The sequence below is a fragment of the Halomonas sp. AOP13-D3-9 genome (assembly GCF_052379125.1).
Classification (GTDB): domain Bacteria; phylum Pseudomonadota; class Gammaproteobacteria; order Pseudomonadales; family Halomonadaceae; genus Vreelandella.
Genome location: NZ_JBQSYH010000005.1, coordinates 1 through 18,817, shown reverse-complemented (window position 1 = coordinate 18,817; position 18,817 = coordinate 1). Strand labels below are relative to the sequence as shown.

Below are 18,817 nucleotides of genomic sequence, written 5' to 3'. Positions count from 1 at the left end.
GATTACAGATCAACCGCTACGCGAGTGGCGACCGCCACTTGATAAAGAATTTGAGTAATCGTGGAGGCTAATTGAAGATTGTGCGTGGGAGGAGCAGGCATCACAAGGATTTCATCGCCAGGCCGTAGGTTAACATTGCGGGCGTTTTCAACGGCGCCATTTTGGCGCACCACTAAAATGTGGTCGTCATCTGCACGTTCGGTAAAGCCACCGGCACCTTCAATATAATCGATCACGCTCATGCCGGGGCGGTAAACAGCGGCTTGGGGTACCAACACTTCTCCGCTGATCAGCATGGAATCACTGATTTCTGGAATCGTAACCACATCGCCATCTTGAAGGCGAATATCGGAGATGCGGTCATTGTGGGCTACCACTAAACGACCACTAGGCTCTAGCTCACTAGCGCGGGAAATGAAGTCTTGGATTAGCTCGGCTTCTTGTACACGAATTTGAGCTTCTTCATTGGTATTTGAAGGTGCACCCAGGTAGGTGGTCTCCAGGCGTCGAAGGCTGTCTTCAAGCGACTGTGCCTGTTGCTCTTTTACGCTTTCCCGCTGTATTGAAATGCTCTCTACCGCGGTCATATTTTCTGGTACGGCAATAGCGTCTAACAGTTCGCTTAAACGGGCATCTCTCGGCAAGGCATAGCGTGAGGGACCATAGTAACTACCCTCTACTTCCACCACGATGGTTTCGCTGCGCTGGTCAGCACTGAACTGCACTTCATCACCGCTACGAATGATTTGGCCTGCAAACATGTCGATTGGGAAGTATTGCGCTATGGGGCCTTTTTCTCGGTCACCGCGTAACAACACATGGGAAACCCCACTCTTTAACCGCGCCAAGTTGACTAATTCGGCGCCACTTAGCTGGTTGCCTATCAGTTCGTAGCGGTGCTCTCGGTGCACATCGCCGCCTACGGCAATCGCGGGACCGCGCTCTTCCACGACAATGGTATCACCATCCTGGAACTGAGGGCGGGCAATACTGCCATTGAGTAGAAAATCGTAAAGATCAACAGTGGCAACGGTTTGCTCGTCGCGCACTACACGCACTTTTCGGTAACTGCCTAAGTCTTGATCGATACCACCTGATTGATCTAAAAAATAAAGTAGCGAGTCGTTGGGTGTACCTGCATAACGACCAGGATTTTCCACATAGCCAGTAACATATACCGCCACCGGTTGTACGCCTTGCAGATTCGTGTAGACCTCTACGTTGTCGGGATAAACCGCGGTAATGGCACTACGCACACTGCCATCCACTTCTTGGCTATTTTGCCCTTCCACATTTAACGGGCCAGAGCCAGGTATGAAAATATTGCCCTGGGCATCTACCGGTAGCACACGGTCAAGCTCAAAGGCTCCCCAGGCGCGAACTGTAACCTGATCGCCGGGCTTGATACGGTAATCGGGATTTAAGCCATCCCCCATAGCACCACGGAAACCACCGCTAAATAAATTGGCGCCAAAAGGAGGCAAGGCTTCTGGGTCTTGAAGCGGCATCGAAACTGGGCCGTAGGTGCCACTACGCCAGTCCGCACGCGGCGAATCATCAACTTCTCCCTGTTGCTCAGCCCTCTGCCCCCCCTGCTGCTGTAGCATGCTGTCGGATAGGCTAAGCGATTGCGCCCATGCGCTAGAGCTTGCAAGCGCAACAATTAAAGCGGTGGAAGCAGTAGCGAGAGATTTTTTTAACGAAACGCGATTGAATAGAAGCGACGCGCTATTGAGCATGAAATTAACGTTCATTAATTGCGTCCCTGAGATATTTTTGCCACAACCCTTTGGTTCACCCAGCCATTAGGTGTTTTACACACAAGCCCACTGCGACCCGCGTTGCTCGACACCTCGACAATTTGTAGCTTGCGGCATTCACGCCCACTGGCGGCTAGATACGCCTCATCAACTATGATTTCAACGTTATCGCCCCACGGGCTCTTGGCAAGGTGTAACACTCCGCCTGCGGGTGCTTGGGATAAGAAGTTGTTAAGGTTTTCATTTTGGAGCAGCGTGGCAGGATCATTGTTTAGCACATACTGTGCTTCTTGCTGCGAATAGCTAGATGGATATGAGGCACAGCCGCTAACAATGACTAAACCCAGCGCCGCTAGCAGCATGCGAGCTGGCGGTACCATTGAACGTTGGGATACTGGCATAATTGATTCCAAATTAAAAGCACGCTACCGCCCAGGGATTGTAACGGGCGTATTCCCTTGCCCTATCCTTCTGCGCGGCTAAAAGTGATGGTGCGCTAACTAAATTAGGTACTTACTCTAAATAGTTTTTTGCACCTTTCGCCTATTGTAGGGGATTAACTGCCGAGGCTCTAGTTCAACAAACCTTGTACAAGCAATTCATTTCACTTAGCAGTATAACTAAATAGCTTATAAAGCCATGGATTTCTAGTGACCAAATTCTTTCACCGCCAACTGCTCATCAGGCTAGCGCAACTTTTAACGCAGGCCTAGCTATTTACTCAGCAAAGCTGAGAAATTTGATTGCTATTCCGCTTCCTAGCACATCTTTTTTAGGCTCTTCTACCATTCAACAGGCGAGGCGCTGTTATTGCTGGGTCATTCAAGCTGAGAGAGCTGAGTGATCCACCTTTAGGCCTGCGAATCGATAGCATACTGGTACTTTTGATTGACGTTCACCATTTGGCCAATGCTGTGTATATTTCGCCCCATGACAGATACCTTTGCAGTACACCTAACACTCGTCAATGTGATGCCTGAGATACATTATAGGCGTTGCTTAATGTCTAAATTCAGGCATTACACGTAATGCTTTATTACTACTTTTTTAAAAATTTAAAGGGATTTATATACGTCCGCTGACTTGAACGCGCTACCCGCCTGGTCTTTTTCTGAAAGCGCAAACGGTACCGGCAGTTCAGGCCATTCGATGGCTAGCTCCGGGTCGTCAAAGCGAATGCAGCGCTCTGATTCAGGGTGGTAGAAATCAGTGGTCTTGTAGAGAAAGTCAGCCGTTTCAGACATCACCACAAAGGCGTGGCCAAAGCCTTCGGGCACCCACAGTTGCCGATTGTTTTCAGCGGAGAGTTCGACACCTACCCACTGACCAAACTGTGCTGAGTCGCGGCGTAAATCGACAGCTAAATCCCACACGCTTCCGTGCGCTACACGCACCAGCTTGCCCTGGGGCCGCTCTAGCTGGTAGTGAATGCCGCGCAGCACCCCTTGGCGTGAGCGGGAGTGGTTGTCTTGCACAAAGTTTCGCTTACAGCCGGTGGCCTGCTCGAAGGCCTGCTGATTAAAACTTTCCATAAAGAACCCGCGTTCGTCGCCAAATACCTTGGGGGTTAAAATCACTACTTCGGGCAACGCGGTTTTTTCAACAAGCATTAGTGGCTCCCTTCCGCATCTAGACGGTGTAACAGGTATTGGCCATAGCCGGTTTTGGCTAGCGCAGTGGCGCTTTCGCGCAGCGCTTCATCGGTTAGCCAGCCTTGCTGCCAGGCGATCTCTTCTAAGCAGGCGACTTTCAGGCCTTGTCGGTGCTCAATGGTTTGCACGTACTGGCTGGCTTCCAGCAGGCTGTCGTGGGTGCCGGTGTCTAGCCATGCAAAACCGCGGCCTAACCGTTCAACGCGCAGGTCGCCACGCTCTAGATAGGCGTTATTGACACTGGTAATTTCAAGTTCACCGCGCTCAGAGGGTTTCACCTGTTGGGCAATTTCAACCACGTCGTTGTCGTAGAAGTAGAGGCCGGTGACTGCGTAGGGTGATTTGGGCTTGGCAGGTTTCTCTTCGATCGAGACCGCTGTGCCATCTTCGTCGAACTCCACTACGCCGAAACGCTCAGGGTCTTTGACCAGGTAACCAAACACCGTAGCGCCGCTGGCTTGGTCAGAGGCACGCTTCAACTGGTCGGAAAAGTGCTGGCCGTGGAAGATATTGTCGCCCAGCACCAGACACACCGGCGCATCGCCGATGAACTCTTCGCCAATAAGAAACGCTTGGGCGAGGCCGTCTGGGCTGGGCTGAGCGGCGTATTCAAAGCGAACGCCGAAGGAGTCGCCATTGCCCAACAGGTTCTTGTATTGGGGCAGGTCTTCGGGTGTGGAGATGATCAGGATTTCTCGAATGCCTGCCAGCATGAGTACCGAGACGGGGTAATAGATCATCGGCTTATCGTAAATAGGCAGCAGTTGCTTGGAAACACCGCGCGTGATGGGATGCAGGCGAGTTCCGCTGCCCCCCGCTAAAATGATGCCTTTACGTTGCATGATTATTGCTCCTTTTTATTGCTTCGCCACTAACGTGAGCTCGCTATTTCTTCCACGGTAAGCGCCAACTGGCTTTGCCAACTGGGCATCTGAATTCCCAATGCTGCTTCTATCTTAGCTGCTGCCAGCCGAGAATTCAGCGGGCGGGTAGCTGGGGTGGGGTATTCTGCGGTGGGGATGGCGGAGACGCCTTCAGGGGTAATCGCCATCGCCAACCCGGCCTGCTTCGCTACCTGGAATATCTCGCAGGCAAAGCCATACCAGCTAGTTTCACCTTTGGGGGCGAGATGATACACGCCGCTTTCCAGATCGTTGGCGGTTTTGGGGTTACGCAGCGTAGCTAACGCCTGTTGGGTGACGAGTACAATCAGGCGTGCGGGTGTGGGCGCACCCATTTGGTCACTGACAATGCTTAATGCTGACCGCTCGGCCCCTAGCCGCAGCATGGTGGCCAAAAAGCTTTTCCCGAAGGCGCTGTAGACCCAACTGGTGCGGAAAATCAGGTGCTTGCAGCCGCTGTTGGCAACTGCTACATCACCGGCCAGCTTGGTCGCACCGTAGGCGTTGCATGGCCCGGTGGCGTCGTCTTCATGCCAGGGGGCAGTGCCTTCGCCGCTGTACACGTAATCCGAGGAGTAGTGGATTAGCCAACCGCCCTGCTGCTGACAGTATTCCGCCAACTGCGCTGGCAATTCGGCGTTTAGGCGCGTTGCCATAGCTTGGTCTGACTCGGCGTTATCGACGGCTGTGTAGGCTGCTGCGTTGACGATTAGGTCTGGCTTATGCTGATCTAGGTAAGCCGTGACGGCATCGGCGTCGGAAAGATCCAGCACTGCACGGCTAGGTGCTAAAGCTTCACCCAGCGTTGCCAATTGACGACGCAGTTCAAAGCCTACTTGGCCACTTCCGCCGGTAATGAGAATTTTCATTGGAAATCCTTTTTTTAAAAGCACGTGGGAAGCTAGTGCATTTGGCACCGCTACGCGCTGCGCCCGAGGGTGTACTCCGCCTACCACGCGCTACGAGCCTGTGCCGTACCTCTTACAAACTACCTAACCGTTGGCCCTGGTAGCTGCCGTCTTGTACACGTTTCCACCAGGTTTCATTGGCGAGGTACCACTGCACAGTTTTGCGTAACCCGGTTTCGAAGGTTTCTTCTGGCGTCCAACCTAGTTCACGCTCGATCTTGCTGGCATCAATGGCGTAACGCAGGTCATGGCCTGGGCGGTCTTGTACGAAGGTGATTAGCTCTTTGAAAGATGTGAGGGGTGAGTGGTGAATGGTGAGGCTTGAGTGCTGTGCTTGTGAGGGGTTCTCCTCACTCCTTACTCCTCTCTCCTTTAACACCAATTCATCCAGAATCTCACAGATGGTTTCCACCACGTGCAGGTTCGTTTGCTCATTATGCCCGCCGATATTGTAGGTTTCGCCGACGATGCCTTCCGTGACGACCTTGACCAACGCGCGGGCGTGGTCTTCTACATATAGCCAGTCACGCACTTGCTGGCCATTGCCATAAACGGGTAGTGACTTACCCGCCAATGCATTCAAAATCATCAATGGGATAAGCTTTTCGGGGAAATGGTACGGCCCATAGTTGTTGGAACAGTTGGTGACCAATACAGGCAGGCCGTAAGTGCGGTGCCATGCGCGGACCAGGTGGTCTGAACTTGCCTTGCTGGCGGAGTAAGGAGAACTGGGGGCGTAGGGAGTTTCTTCGATAAACAGGTCCTCCGGGCCTTCCAGATCGCCATACACTTCATCTGTCGAGATGTGATGGAAGCGGAATGCACTGGCTTTTTCAGGGGCGCTTGCCTGCAGGCCTTTCCAGTAGTGACGAACGGCTTCGAGCAGCGTGTAGGTGCCGACGATATTGGTTTGAATAAAGGCGGCGGGGCCATCAATGGAGCGGTCTACGTGGGATTCCGCCGCCAGGTGCATCACGGCATCCGGCTGGTGGCGCTCCAGAATGGCAGCCATGCTTGCCGCATCACCGATATCGGCCTGCTCAAAGGTGTAGCGGTCGCTGCTGTCTATGGCGGTTAGCGACTCAAGATTGCCTGCGTAGGTCAAGGCATCCACATTCACCACGGCGTGTTCGGTCTGCTCGATCAGGTAACGGATTACCGCTGAACCGATAAACCCTGCTCCACCTGTTACTAGAATATTCATGCTAAATCACCACTATTGCGGATCACTCTTTGATCGATCCCTGATTAATCTCATCGTTTTCACATGGTGCACATGCCAAAACACTGAACGCTACTTGCCTGCCCTGCCGATGATGCCGTGGAATAACCCTTGGGTCATTTTCATAAAATGTTGTCGACGAGGTTTAGCATATAAAGTGTAAAAACCATATTTCAACAGTAACCGCCATGCATCGACACATTTCCACTGCAGCGGCACCCATCCGGTACGGTAGAGCAGCACGGCATTTCTGAAGTGATAATAGTGACGCAATGGGCTGTGCAGCGGTATTTTCCGACCACGAAACTCGATAGGCATTTCGCCCAGACTGTGCTCCATATGCGCACCGCAGACACCATAGCTTTGAAAGCCGTGATGTCCTGCTCGCAGCCCCCACTCTATGTCGACATAGTCGATAAATAAGTCATCGCGCATGCCACCTACTTTTTCCAGCACCGGAACAGGAATCAGGCACCCGGAGGCGATCAGATAATCGACCGGCAACACGGCCCTGTCACTGTCACAGCTATGCCTGCATAACCGCCAGTTGCGGATTTGCAGAAACGGTGGCGGGTTTTTTTGGCGGGTATCCAAATAGCGGGGCCCGGCAGAAGCGGCCGCCGGTTCACTGGCTAGTGCGGCATGCAGCTTTTCAAGCATGGCGGTCGCGGGCAGGCTGTCTTGATCCATTAACAGCACGTGGGTGGCGTCCTGCTGCTTGGCCCAGGCAATACCTACGTTCTGCGCTGAGGCAATGCCGCGATTTTCACCCAAGACAATGATGTGGTCGGCAGGTTGTTGCCGACTGGCATTCCAGCTAGCAAGGTTTTCATCTGAGCCGTTATCCACAATCAGCACCGTTTCTACTTGACTGATTAGCCGGTCAACAAGTTCACCCAGCACTTCCAGTGCCGGGTGGTAGGTGACAATAATGGCCGTAGTACGCCGTGTTGCCACGTTAGGAGGGATTGGCATGCTGGCACTCACTGGTTTCAATGATGCTATCACTTGTGGAATAAAGGCCGTCATCTACGCCAATCAGTATCTCCACTAGCTCTTCCGCCTGATCTTCAAAGTAGGTGAGATGGCTGTTTTCCAGTTTGATTTCATCCCCTGGGCGATAGTTTTTAAACACTCGGATGGATTCCAGAACCGCCTCTTTCAGGCGCTCACCTTTATCGCTAAATGGGATGACGATGCCATTCACACCCGAAATGATGTCTTCGACGACCCCCCCAGCATCGGTTGTAATGACCCAGACGTTTCTGGCCAGCGCTTCCCTGATGGTCAAACCGAAGCTCTCTTTCCACTGGGTCGGGAACAGCAGTACATCGATACTGGCGAAGAAGTTGTCAATCGTATCCTGTGTATAGGCGGGTACGATTTCCACTCTTTGCATGTTCTTGAAGGTGCTGGGGTCGTAGGTTGAAAACCCAAGATTGCGGGCATTATCGACAATAACGAGTTCCGCATCTGCACTATCGAGTTCGGTGAACACCTTCTTGACGAGATGCACGCCCTTGATTTCAGTATTGCCCCCCACGTAGCCGAAGCGAACAGGCCCATCATGAGCGATTTTGGGTGTGTTGCCTGGCTTACGGATACCGTTCTTATTCACCAGTACCTTTTTTTCTGAATAGCCGTTGGCAATAAAGAAGTCGGCAAAAAAGCGGCTGGGTGCCAGCAACGCAGAGGCTCCGCTGAGCGCGGCATCCATTCTGTCCAAACGCTCATTATTGAGGCTGGCGTTATCTACACAGGAGGCGCATACGTCCCGATCAATCACGTATTGGCCACAGAACTTGCCGCGCCGATCAATCATGAACTGGCGACCACACAGCCACCATGCATCGTGCAGCGTGATGACGTACTTGATGTTCCGTTCCTTGCACAGGTCGACTATCGGCAGGCCGATTCCCTGAATGCTGTGCAGGTGCACAATATCTGGCTGGACGACACTCAGCACATCGCTCAGCGCCTGCACGACATGGGGGTTATCGAACTGTGACTTGTCATCCAGCCCATCAGGTAGTCCCATGCCGTAGACGTTGATGCCATCCGCTTCGTAGCGCCTAACCTGATAGGCTTCCGCCACACTGGTCGGCACTGCAGTGAACATGTGCATGTCAAAATCGTTACGCTGATTCAGGCGCGTATTCATCTCTGCCGCGACCACGGTGGCGCCGCCAAAGGCGCGAGGCTTGTAGTAGCAATTGACCGCCAACACCGTGCGCTTAAGATGCTGCGAAGTGCTTGCCTCGTGCTTGGTAAAATCACTCAGAATAGGCTGCAGTTGCTGGGTGGCAATGTTTTCCGGGGAGTAGGCCTGCATTACGGAGGCATAGGCATTTGCTGCCATCTTTTCGCGAAGCGCTGCATCATTTACCAACTGTGTAAATGCTTCTTTCCACTCCTGGTCTGTTTCGCAGAGAAAGCCTTCTACGCCGTGGGTAATGGCGCTGGTAAAGGCTGCCCTTGGCGAGCAGATAGAGGGCACCTGCACGGCGGATGCCTCCAGAAACTTGATATTGCTCTTCGAGTCGTTGAACACATAGTGCTCTAACGGGGCGATGCTGATATCACACTCGGCCAAGCTCTCTAAATACTCTTCATAGGAGCAGACAGGAATCCGTTCGATACGGGACTCGTACTGATCAAACTCAGCAGGCAGGTCTAACAAGCCGATCAAGCGGAAGTGTACATTGCTGTGGGTGGACAGCGTTTCCAGAAACGCTGGCACGGCTTCCTGGAAATCGACATTATGAGTGTTGGTGCCGGAGCCGTAGACAATACGAATGACGTCGTCTTTAATCGCCGTTTTGCGCTTTTTGTTTACCTTTTCGGCCACGACCATGGTCTGTGCATCCAGTGCATTTTCCACCACCTGAACGCTGCTCATACCAGACTCTTGCATTGCCTTGGCCAGACCGGTGGTCGAGGCGATGCCGTTATCACAGCTGAGCATGGCTTTTAGGTAGAGCTCGGCGCCAGTCAGCAAGCCTTGGAAATCATCGTTGCTGAGCCCCGCCAGCGTTTTGCTATTCAGCAAAACTTCGCGGTTAAAGATCAGGTCGTCGACTTCCCAGTAGGTTGGGATATTCAGTCGCTTGGCTTCTTCAATAACGCTTAAAACATTGGGAAAGCCTGGAACACGGTAAAAAATAACCATGGAGTGGGTCTGCAGGGCTTTTATCGCTGTTTCCGACTCGTTCCAATCGATCGCTGTACACTCAACACCCAGGTGCTCAAACATTTTCTGCTTTTGGGTAACGCGGTACTTCTTACACTGCGGAATGCTGAACTCAGCCACGATCAACACTCGGGGGGCTGTGTACTCTGGTGCAAGGTGGCTGATCGCTGCGAGATAGACGGGGTCAGTGACGTGAGGCATCGCAACGCTCGATGTCGCTTCTACCAGCCGAAATCCTCTTTTAACCCCTGCTAAGCCTTCACTACGATAAATTGCAACGGCTTTGCGTAGCGTACTTTTCACTCCACCACCACGCTGCACGGCTGGTTTGATTAAACCTAATGCTCGACGGCACTGCTTGATTGCCACCATGGCATCACGCAGCGGCTTGGTTAATTTCCAGCTTCTAGAACTAAGAATATCTGCTAACTGGCACTCTTTTTCGGCCAGATGTTGGCCACGCTCCAAGAGAGATCTATCACGCTCACCGATGCGGGCATTGAGCAGTTCGAACTCTGCATCTCTATCAGCTAACTGAGCTTGCGTGTCTTGAAGAACACTTTCACGCTCTTGTATGGCGTTAACGTGCTCTTTAATTACCCTATCACGCTCTTGAATGTCATGATTAAGCGCCTTGACTAAATCATCCCGCTTGGCTATTTCCTGATTAGCATTGGCAACCGCTTCATGCAGCTGGGTAATCACCCATTGGTGCTCAATCACTTCGCCAAGCTTGGAGAAATATTTGCGGATAAACGCGTGGCCTTCCGGCTGTGACCACTCTTTAACGAGCTCTAACACGGCTACAGGCTGCTCTTTACCCACAAACAGCACGCCGAGGCCAAAGGAGTGTTCAAAGATGATGTGCGGGTAGTGATCTTTTAACTCGCTCCATAGCTTCCAGACACCGAAGTCACGCTCACGTACGTTGGTGTCGTGGAACAGTACAACGCCCCTTTCGGAGAGCTTGGGTAACCAGGTTTCAAAATCGTGCTTAACTGCTTCGTAGCTGTGCAGGCCATCAATGTGTAGAAAATCGACATCCCCATCGGCAAAGTTCTCTACGGCTTCGTCGAAAGTCATTCTCAGCAGTTTAGAGAAATCTTTGTAGTGCTCATCATGGTGCTTGCTAACCACATCAAACACGTGTTCAGAATATAAGCCTGCGTGCTCATCCCCTTCCCAGGTATCTACCGCGTAGCAACGGGTGGGCAGCTTGTTTCTGTCGATGCTTTCACAAAAGGAGAAGTAGGAGTGCCCGTAGTGGGTACCCAGCTCGACCAAGCAGTCTGGCTTTACGGTTTCGACCAGCCACGCGCCAAAGGGTATATGACCTAACCATGCACTGGGAAACTTCGAGGGTTCTTTCGAAACAAACGAAGACTTCAACATCTGCTGATAAATATTCATAAGCTGGTCATCTCAATCTTTTTCATAGGTACACCTACTAGCCCAGTACTGACACTGCTGCTATGCGACTTCAATACGATGGCGTCGTGCATCCAGTGGTGCTGGACATGCCCTTGCTGGCTGCCTTCAGCGATCGCTACCGTCATTGAGTAATCACCCATCGGCAAAACCGGCATCCTGAATTGGAAATTGGCCACGAAGGTTTCGCCTTCAGCAATGTGAATCGGCTCCTCTACATAGGTGAGGTAAGTGTTGTCACCAAACAGGTGCTGACCCAGCCTGTCTTTGACAAGGAAGCCGACAATTGGGCTGGCCAGGTAAGCATTGGCGGTGCACTCGATTCTTACCGTGACGTTTTCACCACCCACTACCCAGGCCAGGCGTTGATCGTTTTCATCCAGCAGGTGCGCCGAGTCGATGACAGCCCCACCACTGCCGAAGCCTTCCGAGTTTTCATCAAACTTCACTATTTCAATGTCGTTGCGGTACTGGGTCGTGTTAAGAAAATCCAACCGCATGTCTCGAACGTCTTCGACAGTCTCTTCTTGATCGGAACTGTCGCTCTTTTCATCCTTATTGACTGTCATTGGCGCGGTACCATCCTGCTGCGAGATGTACATGGCAGCCAGATACGCCTTGGATATGTCTTTCGGCTCTCCGATCATCTTGATTTCGCCCTTGTCTAGCCATACTACACGCTGACAAAGATTGATAATGGCGCCTGTGTCGTGACTTACGAACAGAACAGTTCCGTGTTCCATGAACTTGCGCAGAAAGCGCATGCATTTCTGAACAAAAAAAGCGTCACCTACCGATAGCGCTTCATCGATGACGAGTATGTCGGCATCTACGTGTGCAATTACTGCGAACGCTAGGCGTACCGCCATGCCGCTTGAGTATGTCTTAATTGGCTGATCAATAAAGTCGCCGATATCGGCAAACTCAACGATACTGTCGAAGCGATCGCTCACTTCTTCAGTGGTAAGGCCCAGCACAGTAGCGTTCATGTAGACGTTTTCGCGCCCCGTGAACTCTGGGTTAAAACCGGAGCCAAGCTCCAGCAGCGCTGCAATCCGGCCACGGGTCTCGATCTGGCCCTGGGTGGGTGTCAGCGTGCCGCAGATCATCTGTAGCAGCGTTGATTTACCCGAACCATTACGACCAATGATACCGACCGTTTCACCTTGTTTGACCTCGAATGAAACGTTATGAAGCGCCTTGAACTCTTTAAAGTAGCTTGTGTGCTCTGCGCCCATCAGTTTTTTCAAACGCGGAACAACAAACTGCTTCAATCGATCATTAGGCTTATCATAAACCTGATAATATTTATGAATATTATCTACTTTAATTATCGTTTTATTAGAGGACATCAGCAAATCCCTTTCTGGTTTTCTGAAACCATGCATATCCTAACCAAGCGAAAACGGTAGAAAAAAACGTATATACTCCCAGCCCTAACCAATCAGGCAAACGCCCCCAGATTAGGACTTCTCTTGCTTGCTCGATAATAAAGGTTAAAGGATTCAGCAATATCAATATCTGATACTCTTCTGGAAGTCGATCGATAGGAAAGAAGATCGGTGACAGGAATAACAGTACGGTTATTATGACGCCAATGAACTGGCCGATATCACGCAGGAACACCCCCAGTGCAGCCAGCATCCAGGCCACACCTAACGACAACACAGCCAGTGGGAAGAAGACAATAGGCGATAGGATAATGGTCCAAGGAGGGATGCCAGTAAATACGATGTAGGCGAACTGCAGTACTAGAAGGCTAATAGCAGTGTGGAAAATGGCGCTACCTAATGCAATGGCGGGCAGTATTTCCAAAGGAAACACAACTTTCTTGACATAGTTGGAGCTCCCCAGCACCAAGCCAGGCGCTTTACTCAACACCTCTGCAAAAAAGCTATGCACCACCAAACCTGCAAAAAGGACAACCGCAAACTGAGTGCTAGTTTCATCTTCACCTACGCCCCAGCGGGCATTGAACACCACCGAGAAAACAAAGGTATACACTAACAGCATGAAAACAGGATTTAGGAATGACCAAAACAGTCCTAACACTGACCCTCTATAACGTCCAGCAATATCGCGCTTAGTCATCGTTATAATAAGGTCGCGATGCTGCCATAAACTTTTTAGCAACGACTTGAATGATATTGGTTGATCAGAATGGGGGTTCATCAATTCCTCGGATTATCTTTTCAGGCAATTTTCGCCATCATTTATATAAGACTAGAATAAGATCAACACGTAATGACTAATATCTTTTTATCAGTTGTTGTGCAAAATCGTCTATATTAGCATTTTCTTTCTGCTTCTTTTTTGCGAGAAGGCAATTGAACAAATAGGTTTTCATACGCCGTCCTTGGTGAAATTAATACATCTTAGGGCTTGGCCAGTACTGGCAGGTGGCTACTATACAGCAGCGAAGGTTTTTTGAGAATTCTGCGGCTCTTTGGTTCCTTAAAAGGCACGACTAGGTAGGAGCTTTTTGGGCTTCACCACCAATAAAAGCAAATGACAATTATTACAATCTATAGTTCTATATCAGTAACTCGTTAAAAATATGCTATTTTGTTTGGATTTATTGTAATGACTCGTGTCCACCAACAGATGATGAGAGAGCGTAGTGAATAGCGTAGGCCTATGTGTGCCAACATTGAATGCTGGTGCCCTGTGGCATGAGTGGCTGAAACGAACCGCTTTTGCCGCAGATGGATTTCGCGTATTGGTAATGGACTCTTGTTCTATCGACGGTACCGCCGAAGCCGCACGCGATGCGGGCTTTGAGACGCTGGAAATCAGCCGTGAGACTTTTAATCATGGCGCCACTCGCCAAAGTGCGCTGCATCACTTGAGTGATTGCGACATCGTAGTTTTTCTCACTCAGGACGCATTGGTGGCCGACTCCGAAGCGCTGACCCGACTAGTCTCCGAATTTGAAGACCCCAAGGTGGGCGCCGCTTTCGGCAGGCAGCTGCCACATCTGGATGCCACGCCGATTGCAGCCCATGCACGCCTGTTCAACTACCCTGCATCTTCACGAGTGGTCAGCCAAACGGATATTCCCAGATTGGGCATAAAAACCGCCTTTCTCTCCAACTCCTTTGCCGCCTACCGCAGGCAAGCGTTAATAGAAGCTGGAGGCTTTCCTGACCATGTGATCCTTTCCGAAGACATGATGGCGGGTGCCAGACTGCTCAAACAGGGTTGGAAACTGGCTTATAACGCCAGCGCCTGTGTACACCACTCCCATAACTATTCGATTCGAGAAGAGTTCAAGCGCTACTTTGATATTGGGGCGTTTCATGCGCAGGAGACGTGGTTGATTGAGTGGTTGGGCAGCGCTGAAGGTGAAGGCTTACGCTTTATTCGCTCTGAGGCGAAATACCTGCTAAAAAACGCACCTATTGCGCTTCCCAGCGCTATGCTTCGCACTTTTGCCAAGTATTTGGGCTACAGGCTTGGACGCCATGAGAGGCAGTTGCCTAACAGCCTCAAACAAAAGCTTTCAATGCACGCTTGGTTCTGGAACTGAGCGGTCTGATTTTTTCGCTATAGTCAGTTAAACCCTCAATAGGCGTTTTTATTAAAGAAACCTTTAACAATAGTAAGGAAGATAATCTTTAAATCCAGGCCCAGTGACCAGCTATCGATATACCACAAGTCATGGGCGACACGTTTTTCCATCTTTTCAATAGTATCTGTACCACCTCTATGACCATTCACTTGCGCCCAGCCGGTAATGCCCGGCTTTACCTTGTGTCGCTTCATGTAAGACTCAACAATGTCTTTGTAATATTCGTTATGTGCCAAGGCATGCGGCCTTGGCCCAACAATCGACATGCGGCCCTGCAATACATTATAAAACTGTGGCAGTTCATCGAAGGAGCTTTTTCTCAGAAAAGCACCAATAGGTGTTATTCTTTCATCGCCAGGACATGCTTGCGTAACCCAACCTTCTGGCTCCTGATGAACGTACATAGTACGAAACTTATAAACCTTGAAAAACTTTCCATTGGCCCCGGTGCGATACTGTTTAAACAATACTGGGCCAGGCGAAGTAGCTTTAATACAGACCGCAATAACGAAGCAAACTGGTAATATCAAAAGGCTAATGATGGATCCTAGCATCAGATCTTCCATGCGCTTGACGATGCGCGTCACCCCGTCCAATGGCGAGACGCTGAGGTCGACCGCCAGGTGGCCTGCCACTTCGCTCATACGGTGGTTCAGCAGCTGCATACCTTCAAAGTCGGGAATGAACCGAACCTCTGCAGTATGATAGCGGAGCTCGTAGAAAATGGATCGAACCAGCCCGCCCATTTCCAGCGGAACACAGATCCATACTTCGCGCGCACCTGACTCAATGACACGTCTGATCAAGCGTTCATAGAAGAGGACATCGGGTTTTTCTTGCAAACGCTCGATACCAGCGATGCAGTAACCTTCAAAGGGAGCATTGCGCATCCCCTTGCCCACATGGATCACTTGCAATGAGGGCCCTACCAAGAAGACCGGACGCTTAGCCTTACCCAGCTTTCTTGCATATTTAAGCATTAACTGTGCAGCTACTCTTAACCCGCCCGCAATGACAAACGAAAAGAACAGCGTATAGCCAATCCACAACCGAGAATAGCTACCGGCAGCATGTGCAAAAAAGATGAGTGAAGCTACTAATATGGCAACGGCCGACCATACCATACTCAGCTTCACTAATAGTGTTGATATTTTACTGATACGCCAGCGTATATAACCGCCATGTAATGTATTAATCATCAAAACTAATAAAGCCATCACCACTATTGCAAGCCAATACCTGTCGTGCAACTGGAGAGATTGAAAGCGTACACAGTGTGCAAGCAGACCACCTGCTACAAGAGCAAATATATCAACTCCCGGCATTATAAGCTGAGCCGGATAGCGCTCTACAATTCCTATTGATCGTCTATCCATGAGTCACAGTGTTATTTTGCAATTCATTATTGCAGTATATTTTCGTTAAGATAGCAGGCAATACTCACTACAATTTTACTAATAGTTTTCACTGCTACCCTCTATATGATATTAAATATTACATCTTTAACCTTGGGTCAAAGCAATCAACAATTAATAATTAAAAACATCATTCAACAGAAGTTTATATAAATATTAAATTAATAAAAAAAGCTCCTGCTAGCAACAGCAATACTCTCACCGCCTTCCCTTTGACGCAATCATAACAGAACAACGAGCATCTCGCCTCATCTTGGAGACTGGTTTCAATTCGCTTCGCACAGGTACCGCTTCTTACGCGACATGGATTACCCAGCCCAGATTGTAGACGAGCCCATACAGAAGGCTGCAAAAAAGCCCTCTACTTGATGAAGAGGGCTTCTTTGCAGGGTAATGCGCTTAGATTTTGTTTCTTACGAACTATTTAAAAATGATAGCGCGCCCCAGCAAGCCAATACGTCCTGCCTGCCGTGCTCTCTTTCCGCACGCTAGGAGCATCTCCATCGGCTAGCTCTACAAATACATCGAATGCGCTGGAGACTTTATAGTAAGCCCCTGCTGCCCAGGCGTTGCTCTCTTCACTATCGTCAGGGTCTACGTGGTAGTAATCCGCAGTAAATGACCATGGCCCTGTGGAGTAGGTGCCACCCAGGCCAACTGTCTCAAAACCTCCGCCGTAGGTATCGCTATTATCTTGGGTTTCAGCACCTAAGCGCATGGAGAGTTGATCTGTAAGTGAGTATGCGCCGATAAGGCCATAAAGCATTTCGCCGTTACCGCTGCCACCACCTCTAACCACGTTCTCCACCGCGCCAAAACCGATCTTAAACGGCCCCTGCTGGTAACGAACACCGCCTTGGGCGGCAACGACTTCGCCTTCACTGCTCTGTTCAGCAGCCGTTAATCCGCGCTCACTGTAGTGCTTAACCTGGAGAAAAGAAGTGAAGCCATTCAGCTCAGGCGTGTAGTAGCCAATTGAATCACCGCGCGACTGTAGCCCGGTTGAATTGAAAAGCAGGCCGCGGTCGAGATAGACGTCAAAGGGTGCCGATACAAATTGGTAATAGAGGCTATCGAAGTTACCCGCTTGTAGTGTGCCGTACTGCTTGCTTGCCAAGCCGATATAGCTCTGACGGATTTCATTAAAGCCCTGGTCAGTATTACGTTCATCGCCAGTAAATCGCCACTCTAAGCGCCCAAAGGCGTTTAAGTCGGATGTGATGGCTTGGCTCATTCGAAACCCTAGGCGGGAGTACACATCAACGAATTCCGCGCCGTCATTGACCTTATTGCCAGCGCTATCAAACTCAGGGCCACCGCCCGCGACCCCCATTGAGATACGCCCGTAAACATCAAGCTTAGAACCTTCTTGATCATATAGCGTTGCGGCTTGAACCGAGGCGATGCTTAATAGACTTGCTACCGCTACTGCTAACTGCTTCTTCTGCATTAGAAATAATCCCTTGATACGCTAATCTTATTGGCTGCTTACGCTGTTCCGCTGGGCAGCGAACTAATGTTATACAATATCAAGTTATCATTAAAGAAAAATCGTTCTTATTTGTATTAGCCATAAAAACGTAATCATTAATCCAAATCGAGTAGGGTGAGGCGTTGCCGCCTCATCCCTCTCACAGAACCGTACATACGGGCCACGTATACGGCTCATGCCATTAACTTACCCCGAACTCGGGGACAGTGATGCCCGTTTTGACCTGGGTTAAGTCCATCAACTTCAGATCATCATGCAAGTAAGCATTGGGTATCGCCAGATGGGCCAGCGGTGACGCCGCGTTACGCCAGCTTTGCATCTTGATAAACTTGAACGGTGGGCGGTAGCCCAGCTGTTTCAGTCTTCGATGCAGCCGACTCGGCTTCTTCCACTGTTTGAGCTGGAGGCAGCGGAGACGTCGCCTGATCCAGCTCATCATCTGTTTTAACACCCGTGCGCAGTTCGCTACCCGGAAGTAATTGGCGAAGCCTCGTAGTACAGGATTTAGCTCACGAATGATCACCGCAAGTCCCGCCCCTCGATTGCGCTTCGTCAACGCTTTCACTTTCTGCTTGAGCTTCACCACCTTCTTTTCCTGGATGCGGGTGTACTTGGTGTGGATCACCACACCCAGGAACTTGATCCCCTCGTCGCTGTGCGCGATGTGGGTCTTGGTGGCGTTGACCGTCAGCTTCAGTTCACCCTCCAGATAGCCTTGGGCTACCCGCAACGCATTCTCCGCTCCAGCCTGTGAACCGCACAGGATCAGGATGTCGTCCGCGTAGCGGACGATTCGATGACCCCGCGCTTTCATAAACTGGTCGAAGGCGTCCAGGTAGACGTTGGCGATCAGCGGACTGATTACCCCGCCCTGGGGGCTGCCCAGCGCCGTCTCTTCAAGGTGGTACCCCTCCATCACGCCGCTTTCCAGGAACTGGCGCAGCAGCGACAAAACACTGCCGTCCGTGATCCGTTGACGGAACTGCCGGATGATCAAGTCGTGGTTTAACGTGTCGAAGCATTTCGACAAGTCCATATCCACGACCCATTCACGCCGGTAGCGGCGGATGAACAACTCCGCCTTGCCGATGGCATGGTGACCACTGCGTCCCGGACGATACCCGTAGCTCGATGGGTGGAAGTCCGGCTCGAAGAGCGGTTCGATAATACTGCGCAACGCCTGTTGCACAACCCGGTCTCGAACCGTAGGAATACCCAGCAGACGTTCACCGCCGTCGTCCTTGGCGATGGCAACGCGTCTGACGGGCTGCGCCTGA

At 50.8% G+C, this 18,817-nt stretch carries 14 protein-coding genes; 1 reads left to right on the top strand and 13 read right to left on the bottom strand.

From position 1 onward, the window contains the following. Nucleotides 1-2: 2 nt before the first annotated feature. The 10 genes from ACT3UM_RS06700 to ACT3UM_RS06655 all read right to left on the bottom strand — a co-directional run bounded on the left by ACT3UM_RS06700 (nucleotide 3) and on the right by ACT3UM_RS06655 (nucleotide 13,234). Nucleotides 3-1,754 (bottom strand): polysaccharide biosynthesis/export family protein, encoded by a 1,752-nt coding sequence (locus tag ACT3UM_RS06700; protein ID WP_498897253.1) that lies wholly within the window; start codon nucleotides 1,752-1,754, stop codon nucleotides 3-5. Then, the gene (locus ACT3UM_RS06695; RefSeq protein ID WP_498897251.1) at nucleotides 1,754-2,161 is read right to left on the bottom strand and encodes an RT0821/Lpp0805 family surface protein; all 408 of its coding nucleotides are present in this window, start codon (nucleotides 2,159-2,161) and stop codon (nucleotides 1,754-1,756) included. The genes ACT3UM_RS06700 and ACT3UM_RS06695 overlap by 1 nt, the downstream gene beginning before the upstream one ends. Nucleotides 2,162-2,815: 654 nt before the next feature. Next, nucleotides 2,816-3,370, bottom strand: a complete 555-nt coding sequence (gene rfbC, locus ACT3UM_RS06690) for a dTDP-4-dehydrorhamnose 3,5-epimerase (protein ID WP_498897249.1) — start codon at nucleotides 3,368-3,370, stop codon at nucleotides 2,816-2,818. Next, nucleotides 3,370-4,254 carry a glucose-1-phosphate thymidylyltransferase RfbA gene (rfbA, locus tag ACT3UM_RS06685; protein ID WP_498897247.1) on the bottom strand — a complete coding sequence of 295 codons (885 nt, stop codon included), beginning with the start codon at nucleotides 4,252-4,254 and terminating at the stop codon, nucleotides 3,370-3,372. Before rfbA ends, rfbC begins: the two co-directional genes overlap by 1 nt. Before the next feature lie 29 nt (nucleotides 4,255-4,283). Next, nucleotides 4,284-5,183: a dTDP-4-dehydrorhamnose reductase gene (rfbD, locus tag ACT3UM_RS06680; protein WP_498897245.1), complete on the bottom strand. Its 900-nt coding sequence runs from the start codon at nucleotides 5,181-5,183 to the stop codon at nucleotides 4,284-4,286. A gap of 112 nt (nucleotides 5,184-5,295) precedes the next feature. Continuing rightward, nucleotides 5,296-6,426: a dTDP-glucose 4,6-dehydratase gene (gene rfbB, locus ACT3UM_RS06675; protein WP_498897243.1), complete on the bottom strand. Its 1,131-nt coding sequence runs from the start codon at nucleotides 6,424-6,426 to the stop codon at nucleotides 5,296-5,298. Between the two features lie 90 nt (nucleotides 6,427-6,516). After that, the gene (locus ACT3UM_RS06670; protein WP_498897241.1) at nucleotides 6,517-7,419 is read right to left on the bottom strand and encodes a glycosyltransferase family 2 protein; all 903 of its coding nucleotides are present in this window, start codon (nucleotides 7,417-7,419) and stop codon (nucleotides 6,517-6,519) included. Further along, nucleotides 7,403-11,044 carry a class I SAM-dependent methyltransferase gene (locus tag ACT3UM_RS06665; protein ID WP_498897239.1) on the bottom strand — a complete coding sequence of 1,214 codons (3,642 nt, stop codon included), beginning with the start codon at nucleotides 11,042-11,044 and terminating at the stop codon, nucleotides 7,403-7,405. The genes ACT3UM_RS06670 and ACT3UM_RS06665 overlap by 17 nt, the downstream gene beginning before the upstream one ends. Next, a complete protein-coding gene (locus ACT3UM_RS06660; protein ID WP_498897237.1) occupies nucleotides 11,041-12,414 on the bottom strand; it encodes an ABC transporter ATP-binding protein in 1,374 nt (457 codons plus the stop codon). The genes ACT3UM_RS06665 and ACT3UM_RS06660 overlap by 4 nt, the downstream gene beginning before the upstream one ends. Further along, nucleotides 12,404-13,234 (bottom strand): ABC transporter permease, encoded by an 831-nt coding sequence (locus ACT3UM_RS06655; protein WP_498897235.1) that lies wholly within the window; start codon nucleotides 13,232-13,234, stop codon nucleotides 12,404-12,406. Before ACT3UM_RS06655 ends, ACT3UM_RS06660 begins: the two co-directional genes overlap by 11 nt. 448 nt (nucleotides 13,235-13,682) lie before the next feature. Here ACT3UM_RS06655 and ACT3UM_RS06650 point away from each other — a divergent pair, with 448 nt between their 5' ends. Next, complete coding sequence (locus tag ACT3UM_RS06650) at nucleotides 13,683-14,591, top strand: glycosyltransferase family 2 protein (protein ID WP_498897233.1); 909 nt, start codon at nucleotides 13,683-13,685, stop codon at nucleotides 14,589-14,591. 35 nt (nucleotides 14,592-14,626) lie between these two features. Here ACT3UM_RS06650 and ACT3UM_RS06645 read toward each other — a convergent pair whose 3' ends face one another. The 3 genes from ACT3UM_RS06645 to ltrA form a co-directional block, all read right to left on the bottom strand. Then, entirely contained in the window at nucleotides 14,627-16,009 is a 1,383-nt protein-coding gene (locus tag ACT3UM_RS06645; RefSeq protein ID WP_498897231.1) for an undecaprenyl-phosphate glucose phosphotransferase, read from the bottom strand. A gap of 463 nt (nucleotides 16,010-16,472) precedes the next feature. Then, nucleotides 16,473-17,498 (bottom strand): porin, encoded by a 1,026-nt coding sequence (locus ACT3UM_RS06640; protein WP_498897229.1) that lies wholly within the window; start codon nucleotides 17,496-17,498, stop codon nucleotides 16,473-16,475. A gap of 223 nt (nucleotides 17,499-17,721) precedes the next feature. Next, nucleotides 17,722-18,817: group II intron reverse transcriptase/maturase (gene ltrA, locus ACT3UM_RS06635; protein WP_498897227.1), on the bottom strand; the 1,096-nt coding region annotated here is incomplete at its 5' end.